Below are 18,571 nucleotides of genomic sequence, written 5' to 3' on the forward strand. Positions count from 1 at the left end.
CCGATCCACGGATTCAGGCTAAGATCGCCCATCTTCAGGGCTATGCGGATTCGATCATCGCCCGGCTGAAATGATCGTCACCCGGCCGCCCGTCCGAATGGGCCGGGGTGGTGGAGATCGCACGGCAGGTGACCTACGCGGTTGCGATGCGTGCGGTGTGAGCGCGGCCGGTGGATCGGGATTCCGCTCGGTATTGTTGTTACCCCAGCAACCATCGGGACGAGGACGGGCACGCCCGACTCGCTGGTCGTGTCGATCGGGCGGGGGTCCTTGTGATAGTCCGGGGCCGGAGGGAGGGGTCATGTGCAGTCAGCAGTTGCATCGTGACGAAACGTCGCATATCAATCGGTACCCGGTGTGTTCTTTAGCAATTTTAGGGTGATCCGGCGCGTGCGGAGGCGGACCGGGACGTCGTCCATCCGAGCATGGTTGCCTCCGCGCGGCTCGGGTTTGCGGGGTGGTCGATTACTCGTAGTAGCGTCCGACGTTCTCGACCACGCAGACGGGTTTGGTAGTGCCGCGTCGTTCGAAGGTGCGGGTCGTGATGACGTCGGCCCCGCCGTCGATCTCGACCACTGAGGTCACCATCGCGCGCATGCGGATCGAGGAGCCTACCGGGGTCGGTGACGGAAACCGCACGCGGTTGTATCCGTAGTTGAGGCTTCGGGAGAACCCCTCGAACGTCAGGAGCGAGGACATCAAGCCCGGTCCGAGCGAGAGAACGTACAGCCCGTGCGCGAGGGTCGAGCCGAAAGTGCTGCGGGACCCGCGTTCTTCATCGACATGAATCCACTGATGATCGCCCGTCATGTCCGCGAATGCCCGGATCTGATCCTGGGTGATCTGGTGCCAAACGGTCGGACCGAGCTCAACGCCCACGAGCGCGCGGAAGTCGGCGATGCTGTTCGCTCGGCGGGGTACATGCTGAAACGTCATAATCTTGTCACCATCCGAAACACGGTTTCTCGTCACCCGCTCAGATACCTTCCAGTTATAGGGCACACCCGCATTTTTCGATCTCACCACTACCCGCGAGGCGTACTGGCCATGTCCTGACCCATCCGTCGAACGCCGGTATCCTCGGTGAGACCGCTCTCGGCGATCGCTTATCGGCCTTGACTGATTGCGCACCCGGCTCCTCACCCATCACCCGGCGGACAGAACCGCGCGGCCGTCGGCGAAATTCTCTCGCGTTCAGTGAGCCCGTGATCGGTTGCCCGCTCCGTGGCCGTGACCGGCTCTCGAGTCTGGCCTGCCAACGCCTCCCCACCCACTCCCCCGTACTCGTCTCCCACGCGCGGTACCCCCATGCGGTGGTGCGAGCTCGGAACTCACCGGATGGCAAGCGGGTTGATCGGCGAACCGACCCCGCGGGTGAACTTCAGTGGCGCTCCGGTGTAGAAGAAGTCGTAGGCACCGTCGGCGGCGCAGGCGGCGGCCAGTTGTTCGAGGTCCAGCATTTCGGCGAGAGTCATCCCCATATCCCGGATCAACACCATATGCAGCTCGAACATTGCCCCGGCGTTCTCACCGGGCATCACCTCTACCCCAAAATTGTCCGAACCGACCACCGCGACGTCCCGCTCGCGCAGCCACGAGGCGCAGGCCAAGCCGAGCCCGGGCTCGCCCGCCATGAATCCGGCCGCGTCCTGGTCGGCGAGGAACTTTGCCCGCCAACCGGTTCGGATCAGCAAAATGTCCCCGGGGCCGACCTCCACGCCTTGCGCGGCCGCCACCATATCGAGCTCATCCGGACCAATCACCGAACCGAGATCCAGCCACTCCACACCGCGGAATCGCGCAACGTCCAGCAATACTCCACGGCCGGCGATCCCCTTGGCCTGAGTGTGGATCCCGCACTTGTCGGCACCCTTGACGTTCAGCCCGGACGCGGGATGACCGTTGTAAAGTTGCTCATCGTAATGTACGTGGGCGAGGCTGTCGTACTGCGAGCCCGCTTGCAGCGGCATGAACACGTAGTCGTCGGCCCATTTGAAGCCGCCAGGAAGCACCTGCTCGTGACCGGTCTCCGACATCAGCCGGATCGGATTGATCCGGTATCCGCCTGGCTGCGGCCCGTCCCCGTCGAGCGGAATACCGAGATCGAAGACCTCGCCGGTGCGGACCAGGCCAGCGGCCGCCGCGACACGACCGGGTGTGATGAGGTTCGTGGTTCCCCGCTCGTCATCGGCGCCCCAACGACCCCAGTTGCGGACTTTGCGGCCGAGTTCACGCATGACGGGAACGGCGGTGATCATTCTAGATCCTTCCAGTTGGTGACGTGACAATAGGTCGTGCATCAATGATGCTGCTGCACAGTTACTTTCAACTCTTCCACCCTCACTGGCACCGCCTTGATCAGTGAAACGAAGCCGAAGCGGCCGCGCGATTGCCGGCGGATATCGAAGGGTCCGGTGCCCGTATGTGAGGGCGGTGTCACCTCGAATGATCGTGAGGGGTGGTTGCCCCCTGCTTGCCGGCTTCTCGCCAGATGCCGTTGAAGGTATTCCTCCGATATGTCGAGTTCGGGAACTGGCATAGCGACGCCAATCGTCAGGCGTTGGCCGCCGATCGTGTCGGCGACGTCCGGGCATCGGCATCAGGCAGCGTCAGCTCGCGAATGGACCGGGGCAATGCGTAGGCGGCGACCGCCCCGATCAATGCCACCGTCGCGGACAGCACGAACACGAGGGTGATTCCGCGGTCGGTGTAGAACACCTCGCCCTCTTTAGCCAGCGCGATGTGGGAGTTGAGGAGCACGAAGGCAAGGATGGGCCCGATCGCCGCGAAGAGTGCTTGGGCGACGGCGACGATACTCGCCGATGTCGCCTGCAACTGCGGCGCGACCGCCGCGATGATCAGGTTCGGGATCGAGGCGTAGATCAACCCCTGGCCCAGGCCGAACAATCCGATGAAGACGATCAGCAGAATCTTGTGATCGTGTACCCCTGCTGACAGCAACGCGGCGAGAGTCTCGATCAGCAGACCCGCCGCCATGAGCTGGCGCAGGTGCACCCGGCGGACGAGTACACCCACGAGAATCCCGCCCAGCATCGTCGCTGCGCCGAACGGTGCCTGGAAGACCGCGAAACCTTTTGCCGTGACGTCGAATCCATAACCCAGACCGAGGACTGATGGTGTCATGCACATCAGCGGCAACACCAGCGAAAACACGGTGCCCGCGCCGTAGCAGGCGCCGGCGCCGACCGTGGTCAGGGCGACGGTTCGGCGGCGCAGCACCCGGAGGTCGATAAGAGGGTCGCGGACTACCCGCGCGGACGCGATCCAACAACCCAGCAGAACGGCGCCACCGATGAGGCAGCCGAGCGTCGACGGTGCAGTCCACCCCCACCGAGACCCGAAGCTGATCGCCACCAGGATGGCTGCCAGGCCGATGCTCAGCAGCGGCGCGCCGATCAGGTCGAGACGAGCGTGGGCGCGGATGGAGGACTCGTCGGTAGTGAGGACGATGAGCCCGGCCAGCACGGTCAGCCCGATGACGGCGAACCAGAAGATACTGCGGTAGCCGAAGCCGTCGATCAGCCAACCGGCGAGGAAGGGGGCGAGAACCGTGATCACACCCATGCCGCTCGTGGCGATGCTGACGGCCATCGGCACGGTCCGCTTCGGGTACACGTCGCGGATCAAGCTATAACTCAAGAACAGACACGGCGTCAGCAGGCCGGTGAGCGCACGGCCCGCGATGAGCATCGGATAGGTGGTGGCGAGTGCCGAAAGCAACGATCCGAGAGCGGCTATCAGGGTGCAGGCCAACAATAACCGGCGTTTGCCGTGCATGTCTGCGAGCTTACCGACCAGCGGGCAGGAGATGGCCCCCACGAGCAGGAACGCCGTCAACAACCAGGCGCCCTGCGTGGTCTCGTAGTGCGCGAGGATCTCGGGCAGGGCAATCGAGATCATCATGTAGCTGACGGCGAGCATTTCCAACAGCAGCACGATGGTGACCAGTGAGCAAATCAGGCGCGGTGTCCAGCCGCCCTCATCGCAATCGTGCGCAGTGTCGGAGGAGTTGTCGATACGCATGGGCGGCTGTCCGATCTGGAGGAGGTGTGCCGATGAAGGAGTGCGACCGCAGACTTCGGGACTGTCCGCCGGATGGAGGATTATGGCGGACATCACTTTTCGTACGAATTCAGGCTAGCGGCAAGCGGTGTGACATCGACAGGCCGTCCCGATGTGCGGGAAACAAGCCTGCAAGTAATTCGAAGCCTGAAACTCGTTGTGTGACAGCACTGAACTCTCTGCCGTCACGATCACATCCGTTCCCGAGAACCGTCAGTGAACGCTTCCGAACAGCCAATGCCCGGAGGCCGCAGCAGTGCGCGGTGAACCGGTTCGCACCAGCACAAATCACACCGCTGGGCGACTCACGCCGACGATTCCCGGCGGGCTTCCGCCATCGCCCCAGCACGCACGGTCCTGCGGTCCGGTTTGTTGTTGGGCGTCAAAGGAATCGAATCCAGCAGCCGGATCGTCTTCGGGATCTTGAATCCCGCAAGGCTGTCGCGGCAGTATTCGCGGATTTCGTCTGCGGCGATCGTCGCACCCGGCGTAGGAACAACGCCGACTTCGACTCGCTCACCCCAGAAGTCGTCCGGTAGGCCGTACGCAATGGCATCGGCAACCCGCGGATGGCGCAAGACAACCTCCTCGACCTCGCGGGGAAAGACGTTCTCACCTCCACTGATGATCATGTCCTTCTTCCGGCCGGCGATGACGAGCCACCCGTCCTCGGTCCGGGAAGCGAGATCGCCGATGTGGACCCCGTCGGGCCGAAACGTCTCGGCTGTCGCCTCGGGCAGACCGAAGTAGCCCTGGGTCTGCCACGGGCACGACACGACCAACTCGCCGATCTCGCCGCCGCCGACCTCGAGGCCATCGTCCCCCAGTATCCGAACCACGACCCCGGGCAGCGGACACCCGACGCCGGCGAAGCGACCGGCCAGGAGATCTTCGTGATCGAAACCGATTACCGACCCGAACTCGGTGGCACCGAAGCCGGCCCGAATCCGGGCGTTCGGGAAGTCCCGGAGCAGATCGCGGACGAAGTCGCCAGTGGACGGTGCCGAACCGTAGCGTATTGCCGTCACCTTCTCCCGGTCGGTGGAGGCGAACATGCCGTGCTCACGCAGAGCGGTGAACATGGTGGGTGCCCCCATCAGCCGGCTGGCCCCGTCGTCGATGGCCGCCAGGGCGGCGGCGGCGTCGAAACGCCGGTGGATCCAGACCTCGCCACCGGCGAAAAGCGGTGTCAGCACGCTGGTTCCGAGGGTGATGTGAAAGAAGGGCGAGAAGCATAGCTCGACGTCCGCCGGCGTGCGGGGATTGCCATGGGCGCAGGTGTTGAGCCACAGCCACAGGCTGCGATGGGTATGGAACGCGCCCTTCGGGGAACCGGTGGTGCCCCCGGTCGGGAAGATTATGGCCGGGGAGAATTCCGGCACCGGGGTCAGGTTTCGCGTCGGGGTGTGCAGGGGCGCCAGCCGTTCGGTGATCTCGGTCGTCGCGGCGGCCGCCGGCAACTCGATGACACGGTGGCCCGTCTGACGGGCGAGGTCGGCGTACGCGGGATCGGCGACGACGACGCTCGGTTCGAGCGCCACAAGGTACGCGCGCGACTCCACGGCGGTGAGCCGGATGTTGAGCGGCGCCGCTACCAGCCCGACCGCCATCGCTCCGAGGATCACCACCGTGTGCGGAATCGACGGCTCCATCGCGGTCACGACCCGATCGCCGGGCCGCAGTCCTGAATTCAGCAGCCCCGCGCCAACGCCGTCCATGGCATCGGTGAGGCCGGCGTAGGTGAGCTCGCCGCATTCGTCCCGGAGCGCGCGTCGATGCGCCCCGTGTGGCTGTGTCCCGATCGACCGAAGCCAGGAGGGCAGGGTCAACTCTGCGTGCACGCGCATTCTCCTTTTCGTCACCGCCTCGCGCCTCGAGCGCGGGCTCCTCGGCCGGAGCCGAGCTCAATCGGTCGAATTGAGTATACTCATCGAGCCGCCGACTGGAAGACCTAGGCATGGCAGGAAAGTCGGGCAGGTTGTTCGACGAGGATCTGCCATCGTGACCGGCGCTGGACCGCCTACGCCCACGCGACCGCGTCGCAACTGAGGGCGCATCCATTGTGGTCACCGACATCAACAGGGCCGCGGCCGAAACGGCCCTCGACGAGACCCTACGCAAGGGGCGGCACCGCCCGCCCTCGCCCACGTCGCTTCGGTCGCTCACGGGGGGGTGGCCTCCGCCCTGATGCGGCAGTGCCGCACCCGGTTCGGGGCCGCTGAGGAGGTAATCCACAACGCCGGGGTCGTTCATTCCGGATCGCAGGGGTAGCAGGTCGAGGCGGGTGCGCCGAACCGTGGACGTCACCACTCCCGGGTTCCGTTCTGCGGAATCAATATACTCAATGTCCTGCGCGGCCAGGGTCCGGATCGATCGTCATCATAATCTCCGGCGCTCGCCTCGGATCGCCGACATGCGGGGACGAAGATCCACAGGAGTCCGGGTATGCAGGCGGACCCGGTGGCGCGACCGCGATTACCGAGCAGTGGGCCGACGGTACGCCGACCGGCCCGGGTCCGCCCGGTCCGGACGCCGGAGGTGCGGCTATCGTCGCGTTTGCTGAGCGAGGACCCCGCACCAATCGCCGGGCATGTGGTGCGGACCGATGGGCGATTGCCCTCGATCATATGTCCGCCCGAGCCCGCCGAGCACGCCGTTCAGCACGCGCCGGTCGCCGGGGCGGGTGGCCGCTGCGTTCGGTGACGAACTGGCCGACGAACTCTCTCCGGCCGTCCGCTAACAGCTGCCCACCGGCCGCTCCGCAATCACAGCCGGGCGAGCCCAGCCACTTGCCCCGCCCACATATTGAGTATACGGTTTTACGTATCGAGTACTCATAAATGCGTCATTCACGCAAACAAGTGCGGTAATCAGTATCCTCGACTGCAGGATCCCGCGCCGCACGTCGACCGTTGTCATCACGTTAGGAGCAAACTCACGTGGAGTGCACCCAGAGTGTCCCAGCCAGGGGGCAGTATTTTCCGCCCCGCCGCGAGGAGGCGAGCTGATGGAATTCGCATGGAGCCCGCAAGACACCGCCTTCCGCGGGGAACTCGTCGATTTCCTCGACACCGAGTTGACCGGGGCATGGCACCGCTCCGACGGAACCGGGCTCGGCAGCGCCGTCTACACCGACTTCTCGCAAAAGTTCGTCGGCAAGCTGGCCGACAAGGGCTGGCTGACCCCACACTGGCCAACCGAGTACGGCGGCGGCGGTCAGGGCGCCTGGCAGCACTTCGTGCTCGGCGAGGAGATGTGGAAGCGGGGCGAACCGCGCGGACCGCAGTACATGAACGTCAACTGGGTCGGCCCAGCCATCATCAAATACGGGACCGACGAGCAGAAACAGGCACTGCTCCCGCCGATCGCGCGGGGAGAAGTGTACTGGTGCCAGGGATTTTCCGAGCCCGAGGCCGGAACCGACCTGGCATCGTTGAAGACTCGCGCGGTCCGAGACGGTGACGAGTTCGTCATCAACGGCCAGAAGATCTGGACCTCGTACGCGAACGCCGCCGACTACTGTTTCCTGCTGGCGCGCACCGGATCCACGGCGGACGGCCGCAACGGCATTTCGGTGTTCCTGTTGCCGATGGAAACACCCGGCGTCGAGGTCCGGCGAATCGACTGCCTGGTCGGCGAGCATTCGTTCAACGAGGTATTCCTCACCGACGTGCGGCTGCCCACGGGCGCCCTGCTGGGCGAGGAAAACACCGGCTGGAACATCGTCCGACGTACCCTCGCCTATGAGCGGGTCGGGGCGCCACGCTATGCGCGGGCCGCCCTCGTACTCGACGGGCTCGCCGAGTGGGCCACGGACCGTGGCGAGTTGGCCGACCCCGGAGTCCAGGAGCAGTTCGGCGAGGCGCGGGCGTTGTGTGAGGCCGCGAGGGTTCTGGTGTACCGCGTGATCGACGAACGCGCCAAGCAGAAGGAACCATCCCCGCTGGCCTATCAGGCACGCGCGGCGATGGTGCAGGCCGAGCGCGCGGTCGGAGACCTGGCGTTGGACGTCATGGGGAGCGAAGCCCTGGTCGAGCACTCCCTCGGTGACGCCCAGTTCCGCAACTCTCTCGGCGCCGGAATCGCGGCCGGCAGCTACGAGGTCCAGCTCAACCTGATATCGCGCCTTATCCTGGGAATGCCGAAGGAATAGACATGGATTTCGAACTCTCGCAAACACAGCGTCCTATCCTGGACGCGCTCGATACACTGCTCGGCCGGCATGCCGGGGTGGAGCGATGCCGCAAACTCGCCTCGGTCGAAGGCTATGACCACGCCCTCGAACGAGAGTTGCGGGTCGCCGACTTCTTCGACCTGTTCGACGAGGACAGTGTGGGTCCGCTCGGGGCGACGCTCGCGGTGGAGCGGATCGGCGCGAACCTGGGCACGATCGCCGCCGCGGCGCACCTGCTGGTGTTGCCCGCGCTCGGGATCGCACCGCGTGAGGGCCCACTCGCCCTGGTCCAGGACGGTGCGGACCGGCCCGTCCGGTTCGCGGCGGAGGCCACCTCGATCCTGGTCGCCGGACCGGATCGGTGCACACTGTCGGCGTCGACGGCGAGCACCGACGCCGCGGTGCCCTCGGCGTACGGGTTCTCATTGGGACGGCTCGGCCCGGCCGACAAGGAACTCGAATTGGCCCCGGGAACGGCGGCGACCATGCTCAATTGGTGGCGTGTGGGCGCGTCCGCCGAGGCGGTCGGGATGATGCAGCAGGCACTGGACATCGCGGTCCAGTACGCCAAGGACCGGCAGACCTTCCGACGTGCGATCGGGTCGTTCCAGGCGCTGCAGCACCGCCTGGCCGAACTGACCATCCTCGTCGAGGGGGCCCGCTGGCTCACCTACGAAGCGGCCTTCCATAACGCACCCGCGGAGGCGTCGGCCACCGCGGCGGCGCACACGATGGCCGCCCTGGGCCGGCTGACGCGGGAGACGCACCAGATCATGGGGGCCATCGGCCTCACCCGGGAGCACGATCTACACCTCTACACGCTACGCCTGCAGTCCCTTCGGACCGAGCTGGGTGGGTTGCGCGGGCATCGGCGGGCGCTGGTCACCGCACGCTGGGGCGTGCCCGCATGATGGACCGACCCGCGGGGTTGACCCCGGACCAGCAGGCACTGGCGGAGACGGTGCGCGGCTACTGCCGAACCCGGTGCACCGAGGACATCCAGCGCGGACTCGGTGCGCGTTTCCCGATCGGATTCTGGACCGGCCTGGCCGACCTCGGAATCTTCGCCCTGGCGATGCCCTCGGAGGAGGGCGGGGCGGGCGAGATCGTCGCGGCGAGTATCGAACTCGGCCGGGCAGCGGCACCCGGACCGGTGGCGGCGACCTTCTTCGCCGCACACGCGCTGCCCGAAGACCGGTCCGGTGCACTCGTCGCGGGAGCCGAACTGGTGTCGCTCGGGGTTCCGCCGCTCATGCCCTGGGCGGCGGTCGCCGAGGTGTTCATCGAATGGGCCGGCGACGGGGCGTGGCTGGCGCGGCGGGTCGGCGAGGTGGAGCCGAAGGACACGCTCGGCAACGAACCGTGGGGTCGCGTTTCGGTGGATCGGGAACGGCTCCTCGATCGTGTCCCGGCCGCCGCCGACCTCTACCACCTCGCGGTGGCCGGGTACGCCGTGGGTGCCGGGCGGCGCGTCCTGGACACCGCGGTCGACCACGCGCGCAGCCGCGAGCAGTTCAGCCGGAGCATCGGGTCGTTCCAGGCGGTCGCGCATCCGCTGGTCAACGCTGCCCTCGAGCTCGAGGCCTCGGAGAAACTGGCTATCGTCGCCGCCCGCGCCGTCGACACCGCACCCGCGAACGGCGCCGGTCTCGCGGCGGCGGCGCGGCTGTCCGCGTCGAGGGCCGCGATGAGCGCCGCCTTCGCCGCGCATCAAACCCTCGGCGCCATCGGATACACCGTGGAGGGACCGATCGGTCATGTGACCCAACGTATCCGGCAGATCACCCTGCTGACGGATGCGGACTCCGGGCTCGGGAAGCGAGTCTTGACAGCATTTTCCGCAGAGAGGTAGAAGCATGAGCCAGCAAGTCGAGGAAGCAGCAAAGTCGACGGCCCCCGAGGTGCTGTTCGAAAAGCGTGATCACATCGCTTACATCACCCTCAACCGCCCCCACAAGGGAAACTCGTTGACAGGCACGATGATGCCCGTGATGAAGCACATCTGGGGTGAGGTCCGCGATGACCCATGGATCCGCGCGGCTATCGTCACCGGTGCCGGCGATCGACACTTCTGCACGGGGGCCGACGTGGACGCGGTCGCCTCCCGTGGCGGCATGAGCACCGGAACCGGCCCGCTTACCGACGAGGTGTACTGGTCGCCGCGTCAGAATCGGGTGTGGAAGCCGGTGATCTGTGCGGCCAACGGGCTGGTCGCCGGTGCCGGGCTGCACTTCGTCGTCGACGCCGACATCGTCGTGGCCGCGGACACCGCCAGCTTTATGGACACCCACGTCAACGTCGGCCTGGTCGGGGCGATGGAGAATATCGGGCTGGCCAAGCGCCTGCCCCTCGGGACCGCGCTACGGATGACCCTGATGGGCCGGGACTATCGGCTGCCCGCCGGGCGCGCGTACCAGCTGGGGTTGGTCGACGAGTTGGTCGCACCGGATGAGGTGATGGACACCGCGGAGCAGATCGCGAGCAGCATCGTAAAGAACTCCCCGGCCGCGGTGTCGCTGTCCCAGCAGGCGATCTGGAACTCGCTGGAGATGGGATACACCCAGGCCTGCGAGTACGGCTGGGCGTTATTGCGCATGCACTGGGCGCACCCGGACGCTAAGGAGGGCCCGCGCGCCTTCAGCGAACGGCGCCCACCGAACTGGACCACCCCCGAACGCCCGGAGGCCTGACATGGACTTCGGATTCTCGCCGCAGGAAGAACAGTTCCGAAGCGAGGTACTCGACCTCCTCGACAAGTTCCGCGGTGTCGACGGATACTTCCACCGCGGAGTCGATGCTTGGAAGGCCGTGGAGCAGGTCTACCGGGAACTCGGTGAGCGTGGCTGGCTCTCGCTGTCCTGGCCGGTCGAATTCGGCGGCGGCGGAATGCCGCCAGTCTACGAGTTCATCCTGTGGGACGAGATGGCGTATGCGCGGATCGCGCGACCTCCGATGGGGCCGGGTCTGGTCGCCAAGGCGTTGATGACGCACGGGACCCCCGACCAGCACGACCGCTACCTCCCCGCGCTGCGCGCCGGCACCATGAACTTCTGCCTCGGCTACTCCGAGCCCGACGCCGGCTCCGACCTTGCCGCCGTGCGCACCCGCGCCACCCGCGCCGGTGAGGTGTATCGCATCGACGGGGCCAAATGCTGGACCTCCAATGCCCATTGGGCCGACAACATCTGGCTGCTCGCCCGCACCGGGGACGCGGGCAGCCGCTCCCGTGGGCTCAGCGTGTTCATCGTGCCGCTCGACTCCCCCGGCATCACCATTTCACCGATCCCGACACTCGAGGGTGGCCGCCTCAACGAGGTCCGGTTCGACCATGTCGAGGTGCCCGTCGAGAATCGGGTCGGCGAGGAAAACCACGGCTGGCAGGTCGTCGGTTCGGCCCTCGCCGTCGAACGGCACGTGCAGTTCCCACCGAAACGAGTGCGCCGCGACCTCGAGGACCTCATCGACTGGGTCGAGAAGAACGGCCTCGACGACACACCCCTGGTGACGCAGCGGCTGTCGGATCTCGCGGTCAAGGTCATGGAAGTCGAGGCGTTATCACTCGCACTCCTCGGCGAGGTCACCGCCGGCGAACCCTCGGCGGTGGCCGCGGCGTATCACAAGCTCGCCGGCACCATCCTGTGCCAGGACATCGCCCGAGCCGCGATGGAGTTCGGGACACCGGAGGCACTGGTTCGAGGCACTGATGTCGAATTCATGTGGCGCCAGGCGATTCTGGAGACCATCGGCGGCGGCACTTCCGAGGTCATGCGCGGCGTGATCGCCCGGCAGTCGTTGCATCTGGACAGCACGCTCTAACCGCCACCACGGCGGCTTCATCCGACGTCTCAGTCGAGCCCGGTCGTTGCGACGGCAACTCGGGCCGTCGCATCTCTCCGTCAATTGCCCGTCAACCGCGAAAGTCACCATGACCGTCACCGAAGCCAGCGACAACCACACCACCATCGCCGACCTCGGCCGCGACGAAGTGCGCGCTGCCGCCGCCGAGGTCGGGCTGCGCCTGAACGACGCCGACTGCGATGCCTACCTCGCCGCTCTCGCAGGCAACGTCAACGCCTACCGCGCGGTGGCGGCCATGAGCCGCCACGGCGCTGGACACGCGGGAGGCAGATCGCAGCTGGCACGAACCGGCCGACAACCCGCTCGGTGCCTGGTATGTCCAGTGTCGCGTGCAGACCCGCACCGACGGGCCATTGGCCGGGCGCACGGTCGCCCTCGAGGACAGCGTGTGCCTGGCCGGGGTGCCGATGATGCACGGGGCCGCAATGCTACGCGGATTCACCCCGAGCCAGGACGCCACCGTCGTGACTCGGTTGCTCGACGCCGGCGCGGTCATCGCCGGCAAGGCCCATTGCGAAGGCTTCTCGTTCTCCGGCGGCTCCCACACCTGTGCTGCTGGTCCCGTGCGGAATCCGCACAACCACCAGCGCAGCTCGGGCGGCTCCTCCTCCGGCTGCGGCGCGCTCGTCGCCGCCGGCGAGGTGGACATGGCGCTAGCCGGGGACCAGGGCGGCTCGATCCGCATGCCCGCCTCATGGTCGGGTGCCTATGGACTCAAACCCACCCACGGCCTCGTCCCCTATACCGGGATCGCACCAGTGGAGGCCACCTTCGACCACGCGGGCCCGATCACCACGAACGTGGCCGACAACGCGCTGATGCTCGAGGTCCTCGCCGGTGAGGACGAGCTCGACCCCCGCCAGCACAATCTGATCACCCACCCCTACCGGCAGGCACTGACCGGCGAGTGTGCCGGGCTTCGGGTCGGGGTACTCCGCGAGGGATTCGGCACCGCGGCTTCCGAACCCGATGTCGATGCCGCCGTCCGGGCCGCTGCCGACTCGTTGCATCGACTCGGCGCCACGGTCGTGGAGATCTCTGTACCGGCACATGCCCTCGGACCCGACATCGTCGCCCCGATCATTCTGGAAGGCGCTCCGCCACAGCTGATGTTCGAGGCGGGGCTCACCGCCAACTGGCACCACCACGGCACCGGCCTCCTCGACGCCACGCGAGGCTGGCGCGACCACGCCGACGAATTCAGCGAATCGGTGAAGATCACCATGATCGGCGGCGCCCTGTTCCGCCGCCGATACGGCGGCCAGCTCTACAGCAAGGCGCTCAACCTGGTGCGCACCCTACGCGGCGCCTACGACGAGGCGCTCGGTCGCCACGACCTCCTTTTGTTGCCGACCATGCCGATGAAGGCGACACCGCTCCCGTCGGAGGACTCGCCCCGCGAGGTGATCACCCACCGAGCCGTCAACACCTGCCCCTTCAACGCCACGGGCCACCCTGCCATAACCGTTCCCTGCGCCCTCCGTGACGGTCTTCCGGTCGGCATGATGCTCGTCGGGCGACACTTCGACGAACCTACGATCTATCGCGCGGCGCACGCCTACGAACAGGCCCAGGACTGGACCACCCAGTAACCCGCGCGACATCCGAACTGCCACACCACCGGCAGTCCGTCCGCGCGGTGTCGGTCGAACCGCGCCCGGTCGGCGCCACGTCACAACCCGAGGGCCCGGCAACCGCCATCGTCGCGCTTCCCGAGATCGTGGCCCTGTCTAGCCCGTGCGCGCACGAGATCCCTTGGCTGGATCACTTTCCTCCCGTTTCAAGGTTGCCGGACCCACTAGAAGAGGATACTGTTTAGTGATGTTTCGCACAGTTGGCTCGCAATGTCGGATCATAACCTCGTAATCAATGCCCTGAACCATGCCGTTGGGACCAACCGATGTGCCATCTCCTACAGGCGACCGGGTCAAGTCCGGTCAGACGGGTCGAGCGGACGACGTGGGCGAACGAGCGAGTTCGGCCCCAATCGGCAGCCGACCCACCGCGCCACGACACCGAGAGGACACCTTGCACACAAATAGTTCGGACTTCCGCACCACACGTCCCACCGCCGTAGGCCGGATCGCGGCGGGCACCTGGACCGCCCCCGACCTCGTTATCGTCAACCGCGACCCGTGTGGATGTTGGCGCTCCTTGCGCTAGGAGCAATCGACAAGAGGCGCACGGCCCGTCGACGCGGTGAGTGGATCCAGGCGCGATGTGCCGGTGCCGGAACACGAAATCGACGGACCCCGGGCCCGCATTGCAAGCGCAACACAGCCGCACGACGACGCGTCCGCCCACGAAATTTCGCGCCTCACCCCAATCCTCAATCCCCGACCGCTGGGAGTCCTGCATGAATCCCCAACAGCACCGACAGATCACTGAAGCTGCACCATCGCACGACGAGTCCGTTCGGGCGGACAGCCGGCACGCACAGCTCCGCAAGGTGGCCCTGTCCAGCCTCCTGGGCACCGTCATCGAGTACTACGACTTCCTGCTGTACAGCACCATGGCCGCGTTGGTGTTCGGGCGGTTGTTCTTTCCGTCCTCGAACCCGGCCGTATCAACCATTGCAGCGTTCGGCACCCTCGCTGCCGGCTATGTCGCACGACCGCTCGGAGGACTTCTGTTCGGGCACTTCGGCGACCGGCTCGGCCGGAAGTCGATGCTGATGGTGACGATGATGTTGATGGGGGTCGCCAGCTTCCTCATCGGCGTCCTCCCCACCTACGGGTCGATCGGCGTCCTGGCACCGGTGCTCCTCGTGGCGCTGCGGGTGGTGCAGGGTATCGCGGTCGGGGGCGAGTGGGGTGGAGCCGCGCTCATGGTCGCCGAGCACGCCGACGCCCGACGCCGCGGCACGTGGACCGGGATCATGCAACTCGGATCCCCGATCGGCATGCTGTTCTCGACGCTGGCGGTCACCCTGGTCAGCCTGCTGCCGGACGGAAGCTTCTACTCATGGGGCTGGCGGCTGCCCTTCCTGGTGAGCGCAGTGCTGCTGCTAATCGGGCTTTACGTTCGGGTGAGTGTGGCCGAAAGTCCGGTGTTCGAGGGGGCGGCGGAGAAGGCGAAGCCCGGCGCGCAGGCCAAGGCGCCCGTGCTGCAGATCCTGCGAGAGCCGCGCTCGCTCATCCTGGCCTGTGCGGTAGGAATTGGGCCGTTCGCGTTGACCGCCCTGATCAATTCCCAAATCATCGCCTACGCCACCGGCATCGGCTACGGCCAGGCCGAAGTGATGCGGGCGCTGCTGTTCACGTCGGTGGTCTCACTGATCTGCATTCCCCTGCTGTCCGCGCTCTCGGATCGGGTGGGACGGCGCGCGGTGAGCCTGGTGGGCGCCGTCGGTGCCGTCCTGTTCGCCCTCCCACTGTATGCGCTCATCAATACCGGTTCCCTCGTCGTGATGATAGCTGGTCTGATGTTCGCGCAACTGCTACAGAACCTCATGTATGCCCCTCTCGCACCGTTGCTTTCAGAGATGTTCGGAACCGGCGTTCGCTACACCGGGGTGTCTCTGGGCTACCAGTTGGCCAGCCTGATCGGGGCCGGTTTCACACCGTTGATCGCGAGCAGCCTCCTCGCGATGTCCGGGGGGTCGAGCCTGCCGCTCAGCGTCATCATTGCAGTAACGTCCGTCGTCACCATCGTCGCGATGTGCCAGATAGTCGAACCCCGCGGACGCGACCTCACCACCGATCCACTCTGAAACCCTGTCCCGAAACATAATCCACGAATCATCACGACTGTCGCGTCCGTGAAACCCATCCGCGAGCGTGTGAAACCACGGCACGTGAGGACCATCATCTGCACACTTGCGAACTACGCCAAACACTCACACGCATCAGACCCCTGATGCCTGAGACAACCCGGTCCGTTCTCACGGTCGGGAATCGGAACCCTGTTCGGGGTTGGGTGTGATTAGACCACCCCGTCTGCTCCCGCACCTCGCATATGAATCACACGCGCGGAAACAAAACACCACGATCAGGAACAGCGATGAACACCGACCACCGGCCCCACACCGCCGCGGTCCAGACGAACCACCAGGCGGCGATCGACGGTCAGCTACGGAGGTACCGGTGTCGAAAGCTCCGGGAGAGGCTGGCGCGACAGAATCCGCACCACCTCACCGGCGAGGCGGCAGAAATTCTTCGGTTTGCTCTGATCTGGGCGCCGTACGGCGGAGCACCTGCCGAGGAAATCTTCCAGAAATTTGGCATGGCACCGCACCGGTTTGTCGACAAGCTCTGGCAGACAGTAGAAGACGCCGAATACGACCTGACGATAACCCGCGAATTCGCGGCCGTGTACCCCCACCCGGATCCAACTGCCGTAGCGAGCGAAACATCGTCAACCTGATGAGCCGACTCTCGACGAAGGCGCGAACTCCAGCCCCGAACCGTGGTGCCGTCCCGAGAACCCATCCGAAATCACCCGACCCCGCCCCGCAACTCCATTCCACGGAGCCGCCCGATCCGTGCTTGCAACTGACGTACCCAGCGTGCGGCACAACGTAGCGGCGCGGACACGGTGAGCAGCAGACCTTAACGCTGACCAATTACCTCTGGCGTATTCCACGCCTTACCCACTGGTGGTGACGCTTGTACAACTCGACAGAGACCAATAACGCAACACACATTATCGGCGACGACATGGCTCACCCTCCGGCCACCGGACCGAAACGGTCGACCGCCCGCTGGGTCGGGATCCTGGCGATCCTGCTGTTGCTCACCGAGCAGGCCGCGCTCGCCTTCGGTCTGTTCGCCCCGGCGCTACCGGCCATCGCCGAGCGATTCCGGACCACCCACGTGATCTGGGTGATGACTGCACTCGTGCTCTCAGCGGCGGTCTCCTCCCCCATCCTTGGCAAACTCGCCGACATCTACGGCAAGAAGCGCATCCTGGTGATCACCGCAGGCATCGCCAGCCTGGGTGCGATGGTTTCCGCAGTCGCGCCGACGTTCCCGATCTTGATCGCCGGTCGGTTCCTCGCCGGCGTCGGGTTCGCCTTCACCGCGCTCGGCTATTCCCTCATCCGAGACATCTTCCCTTCACGACTGCAACCGCTTTCAATCAGCCTCGCGAACACCGGGGTGGGCATCGTCACGGTCGTCGCGCCACTGACGTCCGGTCTGCTGATCGATCATATCGGCGTCGGCGCGGTGTTCTGGTTCTCCTTCGCGCTCTGCGCCGCCGGCGGGATCCTGGCACTGCTGTTCGTGCCGGAGACACCGATCCGAGCCACGGCGTCGGTTGACTGGCTGGGTGCGGCGCTCCTGACGCTGGGGCTGTTCACTCTGATGCTCGGCCTCTCGCGGGGCGGCATCTGGCAGTGGACCGATCTCCGCACCGTCGCGTGCTTCGCCACCGCCGTCGTCAGCCTCGCCGGCTGGGCGGTCTGGGAACGACGGTGCGCCGAGCCGCTGATCAGCCTCGACACGATCGCGAACCGGAAAGTCGGCCTGGTCCTACTGTCCGGTGGCATCGCTTACGGTGCAACGACTCTCATCTCGAGCATGCTGCCGATGTTCTTGCACAACCCGCCCGATGCGGCGCCCTACGGGTTCGGGTTGTCCGTCACCGAGATGGCCTGGTGGATGCTCCCCGGCGGGACACTGATCATTCTCGGCGGCATCTTCGTCGGGCTCACCGCGAACAGTATCGGATTCCGCCGGCACCTGATCCTCGGCGCCACCCTGATCGGTGTCGGGGCGATAGTGCTGGCGTCGGTGCCCCGCACGGCCGCCGTCGTGATCGTGGCCTATGCGATCATCGGGTTCGGTTCGATGATCTACGCGGCGATCCCGAATCTGATCCTCAGCGGTCTGCCCGAAGACGAACGCGCGGTGGGCGCCAACTGCACCGGCATGGCACAGGCACTCTCCGGAGGACTGCTCTCCACAATCGGCTTCGCAGTACTCGGGGCACACGTGCTGTCGGTGGGCGAACACGAAGTGCTCTACTCCGCGAGCGGATTCACTATCGCGTTTCTCGTCGCGGCAGGATCTGCACTGCTCGGCGCGGCCCTTGCGGTCGCGATTCCCAAGCACGAAAGAGAGCGTGATGACCTGTCGCCCCTGAAATCGCTCGAAAGCGGAAAATAGCACCAACCGCGGTCAACGGACCACCTGTGGCGCTGCCGCTGAGTGCCGTGACGTCTCCTCGTCAATGCCTCGCTGGCCGCGGTGCGCGCAAGCCATCTCCCAATCACCCGCGTACTACGTAGACACTATGGCCGTGTCCTGTCATCGCCGAACCCGCATACAAACGTGAGTCACCAACAGGCGGGCGGCCATCGGCTCCGCAAGCGGTCCCACAGCTCCACCATCGTCGACGAGGCCGCGGTCATCACCGACGACCCCGCCAGCGCCGCTCATGCGGCCCGCGGCTTTGAATACCAGGGGCGGCGTAACAACTCGGATCGGAACCCCTAAACCCGAATGCACCGAT

Annotated in this window: 14 protein-coding genes; 10 read left to right on the plus strand and 4 right to left on the minus strand. The window is 65.9% G+C overall.

The genetic code is table 11. The features are described from left to right. Positions 1 to 465: 465 nt before the first annotated feature. From AZG88_RS15065 to AZG88_RS15080, 4 genes are all read right to left on the minus strand, one after another. The gene (locus AZG88_RS15065; RefSeq protein WP_061042946.1) at positions 466 to 936 is read right to left on the minus strand and encodes a MaoC family dehydratase; all 471 of its coding nucleotides are present in this window, start codon (positions 934 to 936) and stop codon (positions 466 to 468) included. Positions 937 to 1,331: 395 nt separating this feature from the next. Continuing rightward, entirely contained in the window at positions 1,332 to 2,258 is a 927-nt protein-coding gene (locus AZG88_RS15070) for a cyclase family protein (protein WP_061042945.1), read from the minus strand. A gap of 295 nt (positions 2,259 to 2,553) precedes the next feature. Continuing rightward, entirely contained in the window at positions 2,554 to 4,044 is a 1,491-nt protein-coding gene (locus AZG88_RS15075; protein ID WP_061698162.1) for an MFS transporter, read from the minus strand. A gap of 344 nt (positions 4,045 to 4,388) precedes the next feature. Beyond that, on the minus strand, positions 4,389 to 5,930 hold the full coding sequence (locus tag AZG88_RS15080) for a class I adenylate-forming enzyme family protein (RefSeq protein WP_061698155.1): 1,542 nt from the start codon (positions 5,928 to 5,930) through the stop codon (positions 4,389 to 4,391). Positions 5,931 to 7,090: 1,160 nt separating this feature from the next. Between AZG88_RS15080 and AZG88_RS15085 the strand changes: the two genes are divergently transcribed. The 10 genes from AZG88_RS15085 to AZG88_RS51675 all read left to right on the plus strand — a co-directional run bounded on the left by AZG88_RS15085 (position 7,091) and on the right by AZG88_RS51675 (position 18,555). Then, positions 7,091 to 8,236: an acyl-CoA dehydrogenase family protein gene (locus AZG88_RS15085; RefSeq protein ID WP_061698156.1), complete on the plus strand. Its 1,146-nt coding sequence runs from the start codon at positions 7,091 to 7,093 to the stop codon at positions 8,234 to 8,236. 2 nt (positions 8,237 to 8,238) lie between these two features. Then, positions 8,239 to 9,168 carry an acyl-CoA dehydrogenase family protein gene (locus tag AZG88_RS15090; RefSeq protein WP_061698157.1) on the plus strand — a complete coding sequence of 310 codons (930 nt, stop codon included), beginning with the start codon at positions 8,239 to 8,241 and terminating at the stop codon, positions 9,166 to 9,168. Further along, complete coding sequence (locus AZG88_RS15095) at positions 9,165 to 10,109, plus strand: acyl-CoA dehydrogenase (RefSeq protein WP_061698158.1); 945 nt, start codon at positions 9,165 to 9,167, stop codon at positions 10,107 to 10,109. Before AZG88_RS15090 ends, AZG88_RS15095 begins: the two co-directional genes overlap by 4 nt. Before the next feature lie 4 nt (positions 10,110 to 10,113). Then, positions 10,114 to 10,947 carry an enoyl-CoA hydratase/isomerase family protein gene (locus AZG88_RS15100; RefSeq protein WP_061042939.1) on the plus strand — a complete coding sequence of 278 codons (834 nt, stop codon included), beginning with the start codon at positions 10,114 to 10,116 and terminating at the stop codon, positions 10,945 to 10,947. 1 nt (position 10,948) lies between these two features. After that, on the plus strand, positions 10,949 to 12,073 hold the full coding sequence (locus AZG88_RS54995) for an acyl-CoA dehydrogenase family protein (RefSeq protein WP_061698159.1): 1,125 nt from the start codon (positions 10,949 to 10,951) through the stop codon (positions 12,071 to 12,073). Between the two features lie 293 nt (positions 12,074 to 12,366). Beyond that, positions 12,367 to 13,707 carry an amidase gene (locus tag AZG88_RS15110; protein WP_156517489.1) on the plus strand — a complete coding sequence of 447 codons (1,341 nt, stop codon included), beginning with the start codon at positions 12,367 to 12,369 and terminating at the stop codon, positions 13,705 to 13,707. A gap of 764 nt (positions 13,708 to 14,471) precedes the next feature. Continuing rightward, positions 14,472 to 15,827: an MFS transporter gene (locus AZG88_RS15115; RefSeq protein ID WP_061698160.1), complete on the plus strand. Its 1,356-nt coding sequence runs from the start codon at positions 14,472 to 14,474 to the stop codon at positions 15,825 to 15,827. A 290-nt stretch (positions 15,828 to 16,117) separates the two neighbouring features. Continuing rightward, a complete protein-coding gene (locus tag AZG88_RS15120) occupies positions 16,118 to 16,480 on the plus strand; it encodes a hypothetical protein (RefSeq protein WP_061698161.1) in 363 nt (120 codons plus the stop codon). 293 nt (positions 16,481 to 16,773) lie between these two features. Then, entirely contained in the window at positions 16,774 to 18,225 is a 1,452-nt protein-coding gene (locus tag AZG88_RS15125) for an MFS transporter (RefSeq protein WP_063886809.1), read from the plus strand. A 165-nt stretch (positions 18,226 to 18,390) separates the two neighbouring features. Then, positions 18,391 to 18,555 carry a hypothetical protein gene (locus AZG88_RS51675; RefSeq protein WP_156517490.1) on the plus strand — a complete coding sequence of 55 codons (165 nt, stop codon included), beginning with the start codon at positions 18,391 to 18,393 and terminating at the stop codon, positions 18,553 to 18,555. Positions 18,556 to 18,571 lie beyond the last annotated feature (16 nt).

This window comes from Rhodococcus sp. LB1, assembly GCF_001583455.1.
In the GTDB taxonomy this organism is placed as follows: domain Bacteria; phylum Actinomycetota; class Actinomycetes; order Mycobacteriales; family Mycobacteriaceae; genus Rhodococcus_F; species Rhodococcus_F opacus.